Origin of the sequence: Novipirellula rosea (genome assembly GCF_039541335.1) — a bacterium.
Classification (GTDB): Bacteria; Planctomycetota; Planctomycetia; order Pirellulales; family Pirellulaceae; genus Novipirellula; species Novipirellula rosea.
This window is the reverse complement of sequence record NZ_BAABGA010000010.1, coordinates 162,909-179,299: the sequence shown is the minus strand read 5'-3', so window position 1 is coordinate 179,299 and position 16,391 is coordinate 162,909. Positions and strand designations below refer to the sequence as shown.

18 protein-coding genes are annotated in these 16,391 nt (G+C 53.6%); 9 read left to right on the top strand and 9 right to left on the bottom strand.

All coding sequences use genetic code 11. The features are described from left to right. Positions 1-12 precede the first annotated feature (12 nt). From ABD971_RS04250 to ABD971_RS04230, 5 genes are all read right to left on the bottom strand, one after another. Positions 13-345 carry a DUF2190 family protein gene (locus ABD971_RS04250; RefSeq protein ID WP_345319352.1) on the bottom strand — a complete coding sequence of 111 codons (333 nt, stop codon included), beginning with the start codon at positions 343-345 and terminating at the stop codon, positions 13-15. Positions 346-407: 62 nt separating this feature from the next. Beyond that, positions 408-2,441: a phage major capsid protein gene (locus tag ABD971_RS04245; protein WP_345319724.1), complete on the bottom strand. Its 2,034-nt coding sequence runs from the start codon at positions 2,439-2,441 to the stop codon at positions 408-410. After that, the gene (locus tag ABD971_RS04240; RefSeq protein ID WP_345319722.1) at positions 2,410-3,906 is read right to left on the bottom strand and encodes a phage portal protein; all 1,497 of its coding nucleotides are present in this window, start codon (positions 3,904-3,906) and stop codon (positions 2,410-2,412) included. The genes ABD971_RS04245 and ABD971_RS04240 overlap by 32 nt, the downstream gene beginning before the upstream one ends. Before the next feature lie 63 nt (positions 3,907-3,969). Further along, complete coding sequence (locus ABD971_RS04235; RefSeq protein ID WP_345319720.1) at positions 3,970-4,167, bottom strand: hypothetical protein; 198 nt, start codon at positions 4,165-4,167, stop codon at positions 3,970-3,972. Positions 4,168-4,258: 91 nt separating this feature from the next. After that, a complete protein-coding gene (locus ABD971_RS04230; protein WP_345319718.1) occupies positions 4,259-4,510 on the bottom strand; it encodes a hypothetical protein in 252 nt (83 codons plus the stop codon). Between the two features lie 611 nt (positions 4,511-5,121). Between ABD971_RS04230 and ABD971_RS04225 the strand changes: the two genes are divergently transcribed. The 6 genes from ABD971_RS04225 to ABD971_RS04205 all read left to right on the top strand — a co-directional run bounded on the left by ABD971_RS04225 (position 5,122) and on the right by ABD971_RS04205 (position 8,708). Then, positions 5,122-5,574 carry a GNAT family acetyltransferase gene (locus tag ABD971_RS04225; protein ID WP_345319716.1) on the top strand — a complete coding sequence of 151 codons (453 nt, stop codon included), beginning with the start codon at positions 5,122-5,124 and terminating at the stop codon, positions 5,572-5,574. Positions 5,575-5,660: 86 nt separating this feature from the next. Continuing rightward, positions 5,661-6,014 carry a hypothetical protein gene (locus ABD971_RS04220; RefSeq protein WP_345319714.1) on the top strand — a complete coding sequence of 118 codons (354 nt, stop codon included), beginning with the start codon at positions 5,661-5,663 and terminating at the stop codon, positions 6,012-6,014. A gap of 506 nt (positions 6,015-6,520) precedes the next feature. Continuing rightward, complete coding sequence (locus ABD971_RS36010; protein ID WP_425571250.1) at positions 6,521-6,955, top strand: GNAT family N-acetyltransferase; 435 nt, start codon at positions 6,521-6,523, stop codon at positions 6,953-6,955. A 121-nt stretch (positions 6,956-7,076) separates the two neighbouring features. After that, positions 7,077-7,607, top strand: a complete 531-nt coding sequence (locus ABD971_RS04215) for a hypothetical protein (protein ID WP_345319712.1) — start codon at positions 7,077-7,079, stop codon at positions 7,605-7,607. Positions 7,608-7,903: 296 nt separating this feature from the next. After that, entirely contained in the window at positions 7,904-8,206 is a 303-nt protein-coding gene (locus ABD971_RS04210) for a hypothetical protein (protein ID WP_345319710.1), read from the top strand. A 157-nt stretch (positions 8,207-8,363) separates the two neighbouring features. After that, entirely contained in the window at positions 8,364-8,708 is a 345-nt protein-coding gene (locus ABD971_RS04205) for a hypothetical protein (RefSeq protein ID WP_345319708.1), read from the top strand. Between the two features lie 151 nt (positions 8,709-8,859). Here the strand turns inward: ABD971_RS04205 and ABD971_RS04200 are convergent, their stop codons facing one another. Both ABD971_RS04200 and ABD971_RS04195 read right to left on the bottom strand, forming a co-directional pair. After that, complete coding sequence (locus ABD971_RS04200) at positions 8,860-9,051, bottom strand: hypothetical protein (RefSeq protein WP_345319706.1); 192 nt, start codon at positions 9,049-9,051, stop codon at positions 8,860-8,862. Between the two features lie 696 nt (positions 9,052-9,747). Further along, the gene (locus ABD971_RS04195; protein WP_345319704.1) at positions 9,748-10,059 is read right to left on the bottom strand and encodes a hypothetical protein; all 312 of its coding nucleotides are present in this window, start codon (positions 10,057-10,059) and stop codon (positions 9,748-9,750) included. A gap of 1,545 nt (positions 10,060-11,604) precedes the next feature. On the opposite strand from ABD971_RS04195, the gene ABD971_RS04190 reads away from it, so the two are divergent. Continuing rightward, positions 11,605-12,024 carry a hypothetical protein gene (locus tag ABD971_RS04190; RefSeq protein ID WP_345319702.1) on the top strand — a complete coding sequence of 140 codons (420 nt, stop codon included), beginning with the start codon at positions 11,605-11,607 and terminating at the stop codon, positions 12,022-12,024. Between the two features lie 103 nt (positions 12,025-12,127). Here ABD971_RS04190 and ABD971_RS04185 read toward each other — a convergent pair whose 3' ends face one another. Together ABD971_RS04185 and ABD971_RS04180 are read right to left on the bottom strand one after the other, a co-directional pair. After that, on the bottom strand, positions 12,128-14,395 hold the full coding sequence (locus tag ABD971_RS04185) for a terminase gpA endonuclease subunit (RefSeq protein ID WP_345319700.1): 2,268 nt from the start codon (positions 14,393-14,395) through the stop codon (positions 12,128-12,130). Next, on the bottom strand, positions 14,385-14,591 hold the full coding sequence (locus tag ABD971_RS04180) for a hypothetical protein (protein WP_345319698.1): 207 nt from the start codon (positions 14,589-14,591) through the stop codon (positions 14,385-14,387). Before ABD971_RS04180 ends, ABD971_RS04185 begins: the two co-directional genes overlap by 11 nt. A 246-nt stretch (positions 14,592-14,837) precedes the next feature. On the opposite strand from ABD971_RS04180, the gene ABD971_RS04175 reads away from it, so the two are divergent. Further along, the gene (locus ABD971_RS04175) at positions 14,838-15,695 is read left to right on the top strand and encodes an amidoligase family protein (protein ID WP_345319696.1); all 858 of its coding nucleotides are present in this window, start codon (positions 14,838-14,840) and stop codon (positions 15,693-15,695) included. Positions 15,696-15,983: 288 nt separating this feature from the next. After that, positions 15,984-16,259, top strand: a complete 276-nt coding sequence (locus ABD971_RS04170; protein ID WP_345319694.1) for a hypothetical protein — start codon at positions 15,984-15,986, stop codon at positions 16,257-16,259. Positions 16,260-16,391: the final 132 nt, after the last annotated feature.

The window sequence follows — 16,391 nt, the reverse complement described above, 5'->3', positions numbered from 1 at the left end:
AACTTCCTTTCTTTATTGGCTCAGACGCACACGCACGTTGTCATCGTCGGCGGCTGCGGCGAGCACCGCTTTGCCAAGCAACTTGTTTCCGGTAGCCGTCGTCTGCGGCTCGTTGCTTCCGTCGACATAGACCTTCTGACCGACGGTAAACGCAACGGCGCTGGCTGGGGTCTTCGGAACGTCAAAAACGCCTTCGACGGCGATAGCGCCGAGCGTGTCGGCTTTGATTGCTCGCTTAGTGATGCCGACGAGATCGCCTTGCACCACGATTTCACCCATTGCGAGATCGGCGTCAGGCGTATGATCGATCGCCGATCCGTCATAAACGAACTCTGCTGAAGACATGAAAACCTCAAATGGAAGTGAATTGGTTGGTTGCTAGGAAAGGTGGATGCCTATCCCACGGCTCACGCTTCGCCGGTGACCTTCACGGCGGCGCGGTGGTCTTGAGAATTCACACCAAAGTCGATGTAGCTTCGGAAGCCCATGCCGAGCGTGTTCGGCGGCATTTCGACTCGTTCGATCACCGGCGTGCGGCGTCCATTGAGGAACACGATCTCAAACGCTGGCAGCACGTTGGGGTTGGCGAACAGATACCACGCGGTGCCGCTCGCGCCGGTGTAGTAAGAATCCGACAGGTGAGGCGTACTGATGATCCGGTACTTATTGCGGTGCGGGTTATCGACCGGGATCTTAGTCGGCGAACCTTGAGCATCGATCATCAACTGAGATGAGCCCATCAGCAATTCAGCTTCGGTTTCAAGCTCCACCGGAACTACCAAGTACTCGGGCCGAATATTGATCGGCTTTTGGTCTTTTGGCTTCCCGCCGGGACCGGCCTTCTGTTTGCGGAAGGTCGTCTTGGCGACGGTCAGAGCATCGGGACCGAACTTGGTGTCGGCACCTGTTAGCAGGTTCGCGTTGCCTGAGGAGAAGAAGCCCGCGTTCTTCAGCAGCAACGTGAAGAACAGATCGTCGATCGATTCGGCACCGGAGCGTCCCATTTGGCGTGGGATGTCCATGAACGCCGACAAGTCGTCGTTAATGATGTCATGTCGCGTCAGCGTCAGGATCTGGCCGTACGTGTCGGCCTTGTTACTGAATTTCTGGTCCGACAACTTGCCGTGCTTCAGTTCCCCATCCGGGGCGACTTGCTCAAAACCGCCGGTTCCAAGCAAACGATACCGTGCGACTTCCTTAAAGTCCGTCACGGTTCCGACGCTACATAAATCAAACGCAGCGATAGGAGTGTTTTGGTATGCCGCCAGCAACGTCTTGTTCATGACGTTTTCCATGATCGACGGCAAGCTCATCGAGGAGAAACCGGCACGGATGGTGGCCGTTCCGTCCCCGAACACTCGCGGCACTTCGATGCCTTCCATACGAGCACACTCGGCGACCAGTTCTCGCAGACCGATATGTCGCAGCGGATCCGCGGCGTTGAGAGTCTTCTCGCCGTAGGCAGCTAGCAGTTGTTTTTCCTCGATCCCTACCGACAGACATGCGGCGGCCTCGAGGACTTCGCGTCTGTAACGCGGTGAGTTTTGGGTTTGCTCTGGCGCTTTGGGACGTTCACTTCGTAACACCGCGAGTTCCGTCTTGGTGGTGGACCAACCTTGCTCGATCGCGTCGGCTTCGATGTCCACATGGATGCCGGCACAAAGTTTCCGAATACCGGCGATGCGGCGTGATTCGGCTGCGGCCTCGGCACGCATTTCGTCAACCGGCGAGGTCGGCTTGGGGTGTTTCGGCTCGGTCTTGGGCTTCGTGCTCATGTTCAAACTTGCGTTGACGGGTTCGAGGTCGTCCGTGGATTGGGTTTCGTCAGTTTCGCTTTCATCCGGTCCGTCGCCATCCGCTAGCCCTGCGGCCACACGTGCCTCGGTGTTGTCGTCGGCGCCAAGAGCGACGAATGAAACTTCACCAAGGGTCGATTTGCGAGCGATGTAGACTGGACCTTTGAACTCACGATCGTTGGCGTTCGCCGTCTTGCCTTCGGGAATGAAAACAACTTTGTCGGCACTCGCACCGAGCGATGCCTGCCAAGGGAACCCGTTCTCGCTGGTCGCGATGACTTCTTGGGCTGTGGCGCCCACTCCGGAAATCACCCCAGCGACTTCGAGTGACTTGTCGGTGATCGCGATGTCATCGGTGTGACCGACGATGCTGCCGCGATCATGATCCTTCAGGATCGGTCGTGACTTTCGAGTCACTCGCATCCCAGCCAGATCAACGACGACTGGGTAGGGCCATCCGCCCAGTCGCATTGCACCGCCGGTGTACGCGGTCATCGAGAACTTACGCAGCGAAGGCTTGCCCTCTTCAGGCGTTTCGACTGCTGCAAGCGTAATCGTCGCCGCGTCCTCACAAACGATTCGTAGCGAACTGGGGACAGATTCGGCTTCCGCTTCAAGCGGCTTGTTGTTCAGCGTCTTCGGCATCGTGTTGCGTGACCGGGGTTTCGGGTGGAGTATCAGTGTCGGACTCGATCGACAGGCCGAGTTCGCGCATCAGTGCCAATTCCTTGGCACGTTGTTTAAGTTCCGTCTCCCAGTCACGCCCCTGCCGCGCAAATTCGATGGCCAGAGTCGTCGTATGGCTGGCGAGACGGATTTTCTGGGCGTTGGCTTCTTTGGCGGGATCGACATGTTCGTGACCATCCCAAAACCATTGGTGCTCGAATGTGGAATCGAGCGTGCGAAGCGAATGGGGCAGATAGCCCTCGATCAGAATGGCTTCGCGAATCCACGCAGTCAGAATGCGATCCAAAACAACGCGAGCGAGTTGCGTTTGTTCAACGCGGATCGATTTGAAATAGGTTTGGTGATCGAGTCGCCCGCTGGCGTAGTTGTAACCCGAGGAATTTCCAGCGGCGACGTTGAACGGCATGTTCAAACAGCGGGCGATTTCATTGAGAATCTCTTTCTTGAACTCCGCGTAGGTCGTCGAAGGTTGTTCCGACTTCATCTGAGCCATCTTCCAACCGCCCGGCATCGTCAGCAGCATTCGTTTTTCAAGTTCGATCGGCTCGAAAGGCTCGGCGGAGTCGGCTTCACCATTCGCCGGAGCGTCTGTGTACAGGATGCCGGCGAACTCGGCGGCGGTTTCGGCAGCGGCAAGTACTGCTAATGTGAAGCGTCGAAGTTGTGCGAATAGAGGCAACGCGGGCGTGATGTCGGGAATGCCGCGAATTTGTCCTGGTCGATCACAGCGAAAGTAGTGCAGCACCGCTACGGCCGGCACGGTGTCGAATTCTTCGTCAATCGTGAATGTCACATCACCAGGATGTTCACGCAGGACGTCGTAAGTGATCGGGTTTCCGTCCGCGTCAAACTGAATGCCGTCGATGTATCGCGAACGGTCGGCGACCAGCGTTGGCGAAGCAACTTGGTCCGCCTCGATCAACCGCAAATCGAGTTTCACCTTCGCGTCGATTCGCTCGTTGCTAGTCAGCAGCCCGAACGATTCACCGTCCGAGACACGAGCCAGCCGCATCGTCCGCAGCTTTTCGGCCAATCCAACTGCCTCGGCCCAAGCAAAGAATTCCGCTTCAACGAAACGATTCGCGGCGTCATCAGGCGTCAACATTTGCAAACGCGGCCCAGTGCCAACCACGTCATTCGCCAACGTCAGCGTGATCCCGCGAGCGTAGCTGTTGTTCGCAACTTCGTATCGCGACCGATTGCGAAGCGTACGTCGAACATCCGTACTATTCGCAGCCGCGGCCGACAAACCATCGGCACGCGACCAGTGTTTCATGTTGTCGAGCGTCGTATTCGCCGCGTCGTACTTTGCACGAAGCCGCGAAAAGAAGGGCTGCCGGGTTGAGCGTCCCGGCGCGGATGAGGAGCGGGAAGCTCCACCTCGCCATGCTTGCTCGATAATCCCTGACAATCGCTTCAACATCCGTGTTGTAATCCTATTGCCGTCCCCGGCAGCCCTATGCACTTCGCGAAACGAAAAGAAAGATCAGCCAGCCGAAGGCGGCACGATCTTGTTAAACCGCAACCCGCGATTTGGTTTGCGAACCGCGTCCTTGCCGGCGAGATGCTTGTCCGCAGCGATCTGTTCAGTCAGCTTGTGCTGCTCAACCGAACCAGCGTCACCGGACGCCTTCGCAGGCCCAGCAGCATTGTCGTGAATCACATCTTTCAACTCTTCAGGCATGGTTAACGTTTGGTTTGAAACATTGCTTCATCCCTGGTTACCTATGCCGTGGCAGACGACACTTGTACGCGAATGTTCAGAAAGCCTCGATTTAGTTCCGTTTTCGCTTCTGAAGTTCTTTAAAACTGACTCGTTCGCGTCGGCGAGTCGGTTCCACGTCGGTTCCGAACAGCAACGCACCCTGGATGCACGCAGCGATGTCGCAGCCGACCCACTGGAACAGATTATCTGAAACGTGATAATCGCAGAGGTCGCGTAGATCGGTACGAGTTTGGGGATCAACGTTGACGCTGAGTTTCGGCCAACCTTGGACAGGTAGCGGCAAGCCTCGTCGCCCAACCAACTAGAAAACCTCATTCTGTGGCGGCTCTCCTAGCCCATGCCGTTTCAACATCATGAAAACTTGCGATAGTTTCATCGACCGGTAGTCCGAACTTGACGATCCCCAGTCGGCCATCGTTGCGTGCTAACGAGTACGTCTATGTTCGCTTTCGCGATGTTGCTTCCGGTTGCCACAGCTGCTTTGGCCGCATTGGTGCACTCGGCAGCTACCTCCGCTGTCAGATCGTTGTAATCGGGCGAATCAAAAACACGGATTTCGGACTTGAGCCAACGAAGTATTTTTTTGATCCTCAGCCTCCCCCGAAGGAGTGCCAAGCAACCCTAGCACTGTGGAGCTGTTTCTTCGCATACATGTTGAGCAAATCAATGCGTCCACAATGCGATTTTGCGAACCCTTTTGCTTGACCTGGCATTCCAATTAGCTGATACTCGGTAGATTTACAAGCGGCGATAAGTTCCCATCAATCAGCCGATGACATTCACTGTTTTACAGTTCCGACCAGCGATAACACCCATGGGATCAACTTATCACCTCAACAACCGGCGATAAGCACCTCGTTCGCCGACTGAGTTACATACCGTCTACCGAGAGTGTGACCATTGCCGATAACCGTGAGACGCTACGAACCTGCCGACCGCGATTACGTCATCTCGCTATGGGATGATGTGTTCCCTGATTCAACTGGCCACAATGATGCTGCAGCGTCGATCGATCGCAAATGCAATGTTGGCGACGGCCTCTTCTTTGTTGCAGAAAAGAACGCTACGGTAGTCGGAACGATCATAGCGGGCTACGACGGACACCGCGGATGGATCTATTCCCTTGCCGTCGATCCAACCCAACGAAGGAAAGGCATTGGTTCGATGCTCGTTCAGCACGTGGAACAAACGCTCAGCGAACTTGGCTGCCCGAAAGTAAATCTTCAGGTCCGCTCTCAGAACTCATCGATCGTCACCTTCTACCATGCAATAGGGTATGATACCGAGGAACGAATCAGCATGGGGAAACTCATGGCTGGAACGCAACGCGGCGAACCAGATGATGCACGTGAGTCGCCGAGCTGAGGTGTTTGAAGTGGCTCATCATTCGCGGCGACCACGTGATCATAACCGTTATCCACTGTAATCCTGATCGGCGCAACAAGAAGTCCATGCAAATTTCGATTCGGACCGTAATCTCAGTCGTTGCGTTGATTGCACTCGCATTTGCTGCAATCATGCAGGGTGGGATTGCTGCATCCATATACGTTGGCGTGTTCTGTCTTGTTTCAACGCTCACCGCAATCTCTGCACTTATTGCCGTCGGTCGACTTCGCGCAATGGCCATCGGATGCATCGTCCCGATTGTAATCTACTTGGCGGCAATCACCTCGATCGGCGCGTATGAGTTTACGAGCAGTGCTACTTTGCCAACATCACGAATATCGAATCGCTTGTTCGATTCAATTAGCCGTTCGATCTACACTGACATGATGACCGGGAGTTCGCGAGCCAGTCCACTTTAATAAAAACATTAAGCCTGCGAACCCAGTTACCACAATTCGTTCTGTTAATAAGCAATTGCTAACCGTGACATCATCGTCAAACCCGCTGTATTGCAGTCAGGAATGTGCGAACGGACCGATTGTACGATCCTTCGGACGGTGTCCCACCTGTGGTCAACAGTGGAACGAACACGATTGCAAGAAGCACTATCGGAACAGCATGTGGGAAATATGCGAAGAATGCTCACGAGCCACGCAACGTTGCGCACGTTGTGGAACTGAGATCCGCACGTCGATAGTATTCGAACGCCAAACCAATCGCACCAACTAATCGCCAAGACGAGAGACAAGCGGTTGAATACCGGTTCCGTTAATACGCAACAGAACTACAAGCCCCTGATCACGCTGTCGCAGAGGAGCACAGACCATGACATCGCTTTACGCTTGCTTGTTTATTTTGAAGTGGAAAATCTTTCGTCCGTTCCCCCTGATTTCTACCGTTCGCCGGAACAATTGGCCAATACGTCATGATCTCCCAATTGACCTCACACGCAGAGCATTCCGATCTCGTCCTGACTTGGTTGCGGTCTACTTGGGATGATCCCAATGATGTTTTCCCCGGCACGCTTGCGCCAACGAGGAACTGTCCGGGAGCATTGCTTGCGATTTCAGATGGTGTCCCAACCGGCGCCCTGACATTTCGGCGTCATCGAACGACCTGGCAGGTAACCAATGAGCTCTGGATTAACACTGTGTACGTTGTGCCCGGTCAACGTGGTCTTGGAACCGGACGCAAACTAATTCGGTCCGCGGTTGAACACAGTATACCGCAATATACTGAGCGTCTATTTGTGTTCACGGATGTTCCAACTTTGTATGAACCGTTAGGATGGAAGCAGATCGATTACAACGCTGAATGCTCTTCCTTTACGCTAGGTATCGAACGGAACGCTGTCGTATGAAGGGAACCGGCGAACCAGGCGATGCACTTGAGCCGCCGAACTTAGGTTTTTGAAGTGGTGAGTCGTTTGCGGCGACCACGTGTTCCGTATCATTCTGCAATTGATGACAACGAGGATCAAGATGAAGATCTACACCTGCAAAATCTTACTACTCGGAGTAATTCTGACTTTCCTTCCCGCACTTGCGCTTGCCCAAAGCGATATAAATATTAAGCCAAATGACGGAACAAAATATCGTTCGCAGAGGACTGGCAGGCTTACTGACGATCTTGGGGAATTGATTACGATCGAGGGGACGCAACCTGAAAACTTACGAACTGGTAAAGGCGGTGCAACAATGCTGCGTGTGGATACCGTGAACGGAGTAAAGCTCGCTGAGCCACGCAATGTGCCAATTTCCGGATTTCGAATTCCTAAAGATATCCGCTGCGTATTAAAAGGATACGAAACCGGTTCGATGATTGGAACGCCGCCTGCCGTGTCTCAAGCAGCAATGGAGCTAGGGCAAGAACCACCGATTCCCTCGCAAGCTGCGTATCAGTGGCACACCGACTTCGTAGTCCTAATAGCCGTTGAACCACATTCCCGTTCTGACGTTCGAGGGAAACGAGCAGAACCAAGCGATGGACCTAAGTCACGGGGCGACCGCTAGTTGATGGATACATCCATTCCGCGACTACGTCATCGCCAACGTTCTGGCTACGGGGATCCGTTCCACGAAAATAACGTTTCGGTTCGTGCGAAAGAACACTATTGGGATCATGATGTCGACTACAGCAGTCAGCAGTAGCTCTTGCTGGACTAATATTGCTAATTTTAATAAAAAGGTGTCAGGACTTTTTTTCGGTCAGGAGGCGGAAGGTCAAATCCCGCCACCCCGTGAATTCTATCGTTCGCCGATTGATTGATACGGATTCTCCTCAATCTTAATAATTGGAGCGTGAACCAATGTCTAAAAGAATTGCAGTAATCGTTTTTGCTCTGGTGTTTTTGGTAGCCTGCGTCTCCTTGGCCTTGAGTGACAGGAATGCAACGGCGCAAGATTCTGATCTGAACGGGACAGAATCACTGGAACTGCAAATGGAATTTACTCCCATTGCTGCGACTGGATTGAAGGGGACCACAACTACACGTACAAAGGTGCCCGGAGGTTGGCTTATTGCGGGCAAAACGAGCCTTCAAAACGATGCCGGTTTCGGGATCACATTTGTTCCTGATGCGTCGCATGTCTGGGATGGATCCAGCCTGTAATACTACGGCGGACAACTATCGGTCTACGTGGTGTGGGGGCGGAGCAATTTTGTAAATATTTGCCTGTTTCCTGCCTCGCGAGTGAGAACAGGTGTTCTATATCTTTTCTGCCACTTCCGTTCTGTTCCATCAAACTGTCCATCGCAGGAACTCTAAAATGAGAAAGTCCGTCATCGGCGTATGCGCTGGGATCGCTATTGGTTCTCTCGCTTACACCTTTGCAGCAGATCCAGACACCGACGGAACAACGCTGCCTCGACAATACCGCGTTATGCCGCGATTAGAGATTGATAAGCTTGGGCTGAATGGAAAGTTACCACCAAACCATTCCTACGATCAATCACTTGAACGCGGATTGAACATCCTCTACGCCCAAGGCTGGGAATTGATCGCGGTCGAAGGCGGGCGAATGCGAACATTCCCTGGCGGTGGTGATGCCGCGCTCGACATTCGTCCAACCTACATCTTCCAAAAGATAAATAAGGAAAAGGCGGCTGAGTGACTTTTGCGAATCCGATGATGTTCTAACAATTGATGTCGAATGAATTATTGTGGGCCGGTGGAGGGCGGGCCGTTAAGCATCACGCGGCCGCCTTCCACCTAGAGCAACTTCTCGCTCACCACCGGCCCCCAATCGTTCCAGCTGCAATGGATCAACGATCCCGACGAACTTCGTCCTCGGGATAAAAGTTATACGTTTTCTTGCTGTCGCCTGTTTCAGTGCAGATTAGCACCGCTCGATGATCATCCACTTTGCGATACCGTTTGTCATTGAAGTCAAACTTTTCGCCATTGCGGACATTGATAAACTCATCAACCATTGATGCCCCTGACGCTTGTAACATGTGATCGATTCCATGCCCTTTCGCAGGTTCAAATGTTGTGCCAGTTTCCAACCAAGTCGCATCCGCAACGTCTTCCAGCAAGTTCCATTTGTTTTTGGAGGCGTGACGCGAGAGCTAAGCAATCATACAATGCTGATATGATTCGGATTCAGACAAAATGATATAGACAGCATAAGCCCCACTATCTTTCGCGATTCTCGCGTATCTTTTGGTGGCTTTGATGATTGTAGCGAGGATCCGTTCGATTTTTGCAATGATGTCTGGATCGGAATCATGGCCAGACATCGGCCACAATGAAGTCGATGGACATGGGGGCTTGGTGTGGAAAGGATTGTTGTCCTGGGCACTCGCCTAATCAACGATTGTCGAATCTCGTCTACACTTACCGCACCTGTTAACTCATGCCATTTCTTGGCGGTGGCCACGTCACGCGGGCTCGCGATAACCGGAAACCCATATTTGTATTCCCCTGCATCCTGCTTTTCCTGCCATCGCAATCTAGTGCCTTCGAGGTACTTGAGCAGCACTATACAAATCAATCGAATTGCCGGCGTTCCCGCCATCGCGGGGGGCATGGCAAGTCGCCAGAGCGTCTGAGTGGACCGTCTCACTGGGTTGGTAAGACACACATAAAGAGGAGCATCCGTAAAATCGGTGTGGGCAAGAGAACACGGACGAGCGCATTGTGTGTCTGAACTAACTGCCACCTATCCATCCACTGATGACGATAACGCCAACAAGCATCGCGGCGATCCCGATTAATAAAGTCCAGAATAAAGCGTTTCGCAATCGCGATCTGCCGGGAAGTTTCTGGTCATGCTTGGATGCATTTACCAACGGAATGTTCCTTTTGCAGACTTTATCCTCGGGATAAAAATAGATCTCGCTTTTGTTGCCATCTGGTTCGCCGTCGATCAGCACTGCTCTGCAATCGCCCAGCTTCGGGCATCTACTTACTCCGCGACCATGCTCTTCATCAAGTACGCTGTTTAGGCTTTCGTCATTCATCCATCAGCCATTTACCATTTACCTACGTGTCCTGTGGGCATCGCCGCCTTATTTGTGCAAGCGGCGGGCCGTCCGTTGGTGTCACGGGCGTTCAAGATCTTCCACTAAGCTCCACTTGTTTCTCACTGCCATGTGAGCTAGCCAAGTAATCACACCTCGGTAACATGAAGAACTTCCGGCGATTACTGCGTAAATCGCCCAGCCCTGCTCCCTTTTTGCCATCCTTGCCCGACCTTCCGTGCATTCGATAACCGCGGAAAGCGTCGCCTCTAATCCCTGTTTCAGATCGGAATCGTCTCCGCAACCGACTATAGGATGCAGTAACAATCGAACAACGTTCCCCGAGATGATTTGGCCGTCCGTTGTTTCGAATCTCTTTAATCGTGACAGATCACGCAAGCGTTGTTCATCTACGTCAGTCGCCTGTTTGATCATGCTTCTAGCTTGAGCCAAACAATCCATTCCTAATTGACGATCATAGTCGTTTCCATCCTGCTGCATTGTGGTGTTCGATTATTGAAGGTTAGAACGGAATAGAGAATATACCGCATTGAAAGTTTCTACGGTGAATCAAAGCCAGGTAACCGCCTATTCTGCTCGAAGCTTGCAGATCCACTGTAAGTTGCCACTTGTTGCATGCGGCTAGGTCGACAAGGTTTGCCAAATGACCGCGTCGAAGGACATAGCTATCAAACAGGGCAATATACATCGACCACACACCGGCATCCGTTGACAACGTAGCGTGGTGGTGCGTGATTTCTAAAACGACTGCGACGATTTCTTTATGCCCTGCTGCCGTTCTGAATCCTGTACGTTGTCGGGAAGCGGAACGAGCAACAGCCGATAGACGGTTACATCGATGTTTTGGCCCCCAAGCCAAGTTGTTGCGTTTTACATTATTCTCTCATGCAAATCACTAGGGTTCTCGATGGTAGACTCGCAAATCATCTTCTCGGATGCTTCCAGCCATTTTTTCGTGGATCGCCTTGAAATGTCGTAATACTTATGTGGCATTCCTTCGTTCTCTGAGCCATTGTTTTTGAATCACGCATTGTGACAATTGTCGCTAGTGCGTTCCATCACTACTACGCGATTTGCCAAATGCCTCCCTTTTATCATGTCCTCGCAATACTGCATTGAAATCGGGCAAGTATGGACAAGCGTCAATCCAAAATTTTGACTCTGTCTCAGCTTTTTGAAGAGCATTTCTTGTACCACCAGAGAGGTGTGCGGTTTCCTCTGGTCGCATAGCAGATCGTCGAAATGAACCGAACATTCAACCGTTCCGAGGCGTTCCACGCTGACGTCACCGACGTGTATTTTGAATCCGCTGAATATAGTGTCGATCGATGCGTTCCAGATCGCTAAGCAAAGGGGCGTCGAGACCAGACTGAGCATTGAACAAGTGTAGGCAGCGGGTTGATCGGGTATACTTTTGAGCAAGCAGTTGATTTTGGGACTGCATCAAAATTCCGATCGCAAAGCAAGCAATATTCTCGCAACGGTTCGATTATATCGTGCCTTCACACTGCACCACATCGTGCCATGAACGATTTTCACAAGTCATTGTTAGCAGGCCACTGGGCTACTCAATGTGCTATTGCTCGAGAGGAAGAGTCAAGAGCGGCACAACTGTGTGTTGGTGAATACCTTGATCTCATTCGTTGTCGTACTGCAGAGTTCTGTGACCAACCAATCCCTGATTCGGATGTAGAGCTTGGCAAGCGGCTCATTCAGTCGGTGGAATTAACCTGCTTTGTCGTTACGATCCGGAACGCATCGCGTACCGCGTCGCGTCATCCGAGAGTCGCCCATGAAATTTTTGCAGCTGCAAAAGAGTTTGCCGACACGGCGACGCTGGACAGCAACCATTCGCTCAAGTCGCTTCAATTACGTAAGACCATCTCGAAGCTAGTCCGCTTTGAACACGGATTAACCTTTGACGCGGATCAGCGTCGCAATTGAAGCTTTTCGATAGGCATGTGATTTTTACACCCAACGTGCGAGCAGACCCCAAGAACACATACTAGCGAGCACCACTTTTATAGCCCGGGGCAACTCCTTTGCACTACTTTCGCTTGCTGCGTTGAAGCTCTCTGAAGCTTACACGTTCCCCTCGGCGAGTGGTTGTAATATCGGTCCCAAACAGAAGTGCACCTTGCATCGACGCAGCGACGGCGGTGCCGACCAAGCAGTCGAGCCAGTGATTATCGGGCTGTTCGGGGCGGGCTTTCCATTCGTCGACGGTCCGACCGCGGCCTTCGGTTTTTACAAAATACTCGGCGGTGATCTGTTCGGCGAACATGCGATGTGTTTCGGGCTGGTTGCCGTAAACCGATAAGCAACCACGATCACCCATTGCGACAGCGAGCCGCGCGTGCGTGAAGGACTTCCACCAGTTGGTGTCGTAGATGACGTGACGGATCGCTCGTTTGCCGTGGACCGATGGGATTCGCCAGTTCAACCCGACGCGATCGCCAGGCCGGCGTTTGTATTCGCTGAATGGATTCGAGGACGCGCCAACGAAACGACCGTGCGAAGGCAATAGGATCGAAGCGTGGGGACTTTGCCGGCAGAATTGGTAAACGACGTTGGTGGCGTGGCCCCAGTTGGCGTCGATCAAGCACCGCCCGACCTTCATTGCCGCGCCGTCGTCACGTTGCCATTCACGGCCAAGCAAATCGTCGGTGAGTGATCCGAGGCCGGCATAAATGCTGCCTTCGAGACCAGTGCCGTCCGCGGCGGTCGCGAGCGTGTGGCGAGCATCACGAAGCGTGTAATACGCGCGGTTTTGATCGGGATACGCTCCGTAGTCGAGAACGTAGCCCGTGAAATCGTCTTCCCAAGCGGCGACCACGTAGAACAAGAGTTTTTGCTGAACGTCAATGAACGCAGTGAGATGGTTGGCCGCAATGGGAACGCAGCATCGTTCGAGTCCATTGATCTTGGATGCGACCTGCTCGGCAGTGAGCTGGTCGGCATCGACTCGCTCTTCGGGAAGCGGTTCGTTCTGATACTCGGCGAAGAAGGCGGCTTCGTCTTGTAGTTTCAAATTCATCGCGTGCTGAATCGCCGACAGTTCATCGTGATTGAATCGATCTTTCCACGCGACGTCGGCACCTTCGTCCATTGCCCGGCGATTCTCGCGATAGAACGCGGTACCGGCAGCTCCACCATCACCGGCACGCAAGCCCTCAGCGCGGATCTCGGCGTAGCGTTGCCATAGGGTCTCGTTGGTAGGAAACGAGTTGACCATTCTCGTTCGGGCACCGTTCCATTCCGGGTGCTTGTCGCGATCGAGAATATTGTCAGCCATATCCCCAGGACGAATGATCGTGCAAGGCATAATGCCAGAGATCTTTTTACCTGGACCGGCAAGCCCGAGTACCGCGCCGGCGAGGATCGCTTCGCGGTTGGCGCACTGCGATAGCGAGCGAGCTGATTCGTCCGTTTGCGGGTCATCAAGCACGACAAGCGACGGCCGAACTGTTCGGCCATCCGGACGCTTGAATTTCATTCCGCGGATGCGCCCGGTAAGGCCGGCAACCTTGATGATCGCGCCGCTTGCTTTGCTGCCGGCGATTGTTGGCAAGACGACCTCTTTGGCGGTCCATCCGATTTGCGTGCGTTTTCCCTGGTAGAGCTGTCCGTTAGCCCGGTTTGAGATGCCATCTAACGCCTGGATTGGAAAGCACACTTCGGGATAGTCGGCTAGCAACAATTCGTTGGCATCGAGTTCCGTTTTGATCGAGTCGAGCATATCGCAGGCGTGGCCTTCATCGCTGCCGATCAGGCAGACGAAATCACGATAGCCATTGAGAACCGCCCATATACAAGCCACCTCCGCCAGCGAACTCTTGCCGCTACCACGCGCCATCGCGAGTGAAAACAGTCCACCTCGAACGACCGCTTCCTCGATTCGCTCAATCACCTTCAAGTGATCCGGCGACCATTGCAGGTGAAACGTCAGCGAGAAGTACGCTTCGCAGAAGTATCGAAAGCTGCCGGCGGCCTTGGCTTTTCGTTGCGGATTTTCGATTACCGGCAGATCACCAATGTCTCGACCTGCCAATGCGATCGCTGCGTTACGGGCGCGGGCTTTGTCTTTGACCTTGCCGTAGGGATCCTCCTCGGCAGGCGGCTTCGGACGATGGCGTTCTTCGACTAGCCAAGCAGTGAAGCGGAGAAGATCGACGTGCGTTCTGTCTCCGATGCGATTGCCGGCTCGCGTTCGATAGCGATAAAGCTGGCGTTCGTTAATCACCTCACCAAGCGACGTGCTGTTAAGCGTCCGGCAGCACTCGCTCGGTTTCATTCGTCGTGGGTCAGTCGCCATGGTTCATCTCCTGTAAGAGCCAAGCGGTGTAGACGACCAGGTTGATCGTGCCGTCGACGTTGGTCGGTGCGCCGGCTTCGATGTCGGCGGCGATTTGTTCCTCGGGAACGCGCTGGCGGTACGCATTGCTCAACAACTTTGAAAGTTGCGCGACCGAAAGTTTCGTGGGGTCAACATTCTCTCGTTTGCCTTCCATAACGGGATCCGTGGGTTGGTTCGCAACACGTCGCACACGTTGGCGACTGTCGCGATTGTTTGAATGTTTGGCATCGTCGGCCGCATGTTTTGGATGCGACGTAGGGCCAAAACTGGCCGCGTGTGCGGCTGAAAAGAAACCTGGGAATTACTTAAACATTACTTCCGAACTTCGCTTGAGGTGTCTCGACACGCATGGCTCATGTGTGTCAACGAAACGAATTACACGCCTTTGGGAGACACACGAATGAACGCTAACGACATCGCCTTCGGTATCGAAATCGAAACCCACATGCCCGGCACCGACCGCACGCCGATCGGCGGATACCACAACGGATTGCCGGTCGAATGGTTGCCCGTGGGCTGGAAAGCAGAACGAGACGGCAGCATCCGCACACCGGCCGGACGCAAACCATGCGAGTTCGTATCGCCTGTCCTTCGCGGCTACGAAGGACTCGCCAACGTAGAGACCGCGGTCGACGCGATCAAAGAACGCGGATCGCGAGTAAACGAATCTTGCGGGCTTCACGTAACAGTTTCCTGGAACGGCGACGCCGCGGCCTTGGCCCGACTGATTTCGCTGGTCGCGAACCACGAACGAGCCATCTACGCTTCGACCGGCACCAAACGCCGCGAACGAACCCACTGGGCAAAGCAAATTAAAACCTACGGCAACAAAGAGGCCGCGAAGACACGCTGCGAACGAGATCGCTACCACCTTCTGAACCTGACGCACCTGGCCGCCGGCCGAAACCGAATCGAGATTCGGGCCTTCGCCGGAACGCTCAACAAAACGAAACTGATCGGATACATCCAGATGATATTGGGCTTGGTAGAACTCGCCCTCAATACAAAACGCTGCAGCGGATGGGACTACGCCAAGAAGCCCGGCACGAAGAGTTGCTGGGACCGACCGGATGCCGGCCACGGCGAAACGGAACTCAACCGGCTCTTCTACCGCCTTGGATGGACCAAGGGTTGGTACAAGGGCGAGCTTCGCAACAAACGCTTCGGCGAACTTTCGGTCGGCGAACAAACCTGCGATTGGAAACCGGTCAAAAAGAAGCTTCTTGAATTGGCCCGCAAATACGACCAAGCGGTCTAATGGCCGAGGGCCTTCCGCTCGACATACGCCGCGATGTACCTCGCGGCGTTTCTTTAGTTTTGTGGGGGCACGTGTACATCGTGTCGCGTCGACGGCGTATGTGACTAATAGCGGGCCACCGTTTCGCATCGCGACACACGCCGCAATCTTGGGCCACGTCGACGAGTTAGAAAAACATTCAAAAAGACTGCGAATTACTGGCTGGATTCGCTTGCTGTGTTTTGAAACGCATGGCTCATGTGTGGTCATACGAAACGGTTTTTCATTCACCCCAACGGAGACCCAAACATGACCATCGACCAACTGATCGGATTGCTGGAAGAGTACCGCGACGAACACGGTCCAGACGCCGAAGTGCGTTTGATGACGCAAGAGAACTGGCCTTTTGAAAACCGTATCGCCGGCGTCACCAGCGGCGCTGAAATGAACGAAGCGAGCGAAGACGACCCAAGCGAGTATTTCGATGACCAAGACGTCGCCGAAGACGCGATCGTCTACATCGTCGAGGGTGGCCAGATTTGCTACGGCAGCAAGCGGGCCTGGGAAACCTGCCGCGATTGCTAAACGCGACGCGCGAAAGCGAGTTCGGGAAACATTCAAAAACTTTCCCGAACTTCGCTTGCTGTGTCTGAAATCGCATGGCTCATGTGTGTCAACGCAAACGCATTTTCCCTTTCCAACAACGGAGACCCAACC

What these genes read in the sequence shown, in the direction of transcription:
- ABD971_RS04250 (WP_345319352.1), bottom strand. Translation starts at nt 345, where the DNA reads ATGTCTTCAGCAGAGTTCGTTTATGACGGATCGGCGATCGATCATACG.
- ABD971_RS04245 (WP_345319724.1), bottom strand. Translation starts at nt 2,441, where the DNA reads ATGCCGAAGACGCTGAACAACAAGCCGCTTGAAGCGGAAGCCGAATCT.
- ABD971_RS04240 (WP_345319722.1), bottom strand. Translation starts at nt 3,906, where the DNA reads ATGTTGAAGCGATTGTCAGGGATTATCGAGCAAGCATGGCGAGGTGGA.
- ABD971_RS04235 (WP_345319720.1), bottom strand. Translation starts at nt 4,167, where the DNA reads ATGCCTGAAGAGTTGAAAGATGTGATTCACGACAATGCTGCTGGGCCT.
- ABD971_RS04220 (WP_345319714.1), top strand. Translation starts at nt 5,661, where the DNA reads ATGCAAATTTCGATTCGGACCGTAATCTCAGTCGTTGCGTTGATTGCA.
- ABD971_RS36010 (WP_425571250.1), top strand. Translation starts at nt 6,521, where the DNA reads ATGATCTCCCAATTGACCTCACACGCAGAGCATTCCGATCTCGTCCTG.
- ABD971_RS04215 (WP_345319712.1), top strand. Translation starts at nt 7,077, where the DNA reads ATGAAGATCTACACCTGCAAAATCTTACTACTCGGAGTAATTCTGACT.
- ABD971_RS04210 (WP_345319710.1), top strand. Translation starts at nt 7,904, where the DNA reads ATGTCTAAAAGAATTGCAGTAATCGTTTTTGCTCTGGTGTTTTTGGTA.
- ABD971_RS04205 (WP_345319708.1), top strand. Translation starts at nt 8,364, where the DNA reads ATGAGAAAGTCCGTCATCGGCGTATGCGCTGGGATCGCTATTGGTTCT.
- ABD971_RS04200 (WP_345319706.1), bottom strand. Translation starts at nt 9,051, where the DNA reads ATGTTACAAGCGTCAGGGGCATCAATGGTTGATGAGTTTATCAATGTC.
- ABD971_RS04195 (WP_345319704.1), bottom strand. Translation starts at nt 10,059, where the DNA reads ATGAATGACGAAAGCCTAAACAGCGTACTTGATGAAGAGCATGGTCGC.
- ABD971_RS04190 (WP_345319702.1), top strand. Translation starts at nt 11,605, where the DNA reads ATGAACGATTTTCACAAGTCATTGTTAGCAGGCCACTGGGCTACTCAA.
- ABD971_RS04185 (WP_345319700.1), bottom strand. Translation starts at nt 14,395, where the DNA reads ATGGCGACTGACCCACGACGAATGAAACCGAGCGAGTGCTGCCGGACG.
- ABD971_RS04180 (WP_345319698.1), bottom strand. Translation starts at nt 14,591, where the DNA reads ATGGAAGGCAAACGAGAGAATGTTGACCCCACGAAACTTTCGGTCGCG.
- ABD971_RS04175 (WP_345319696.1), top strand. Translation starts at nt 14,838, where the DNA reads ATGAACGCTAACGACATCGCCTTCGGTATCGAAATCGAAACCCACATG.
- ABD971_RS04170 (WP_345319694.1), top strand. Translation starts at nt 15,984, where the DNA reads ATGACCATCGACCAACTGATCGGATTGCTGGAAGAGTACCGCGACGAA.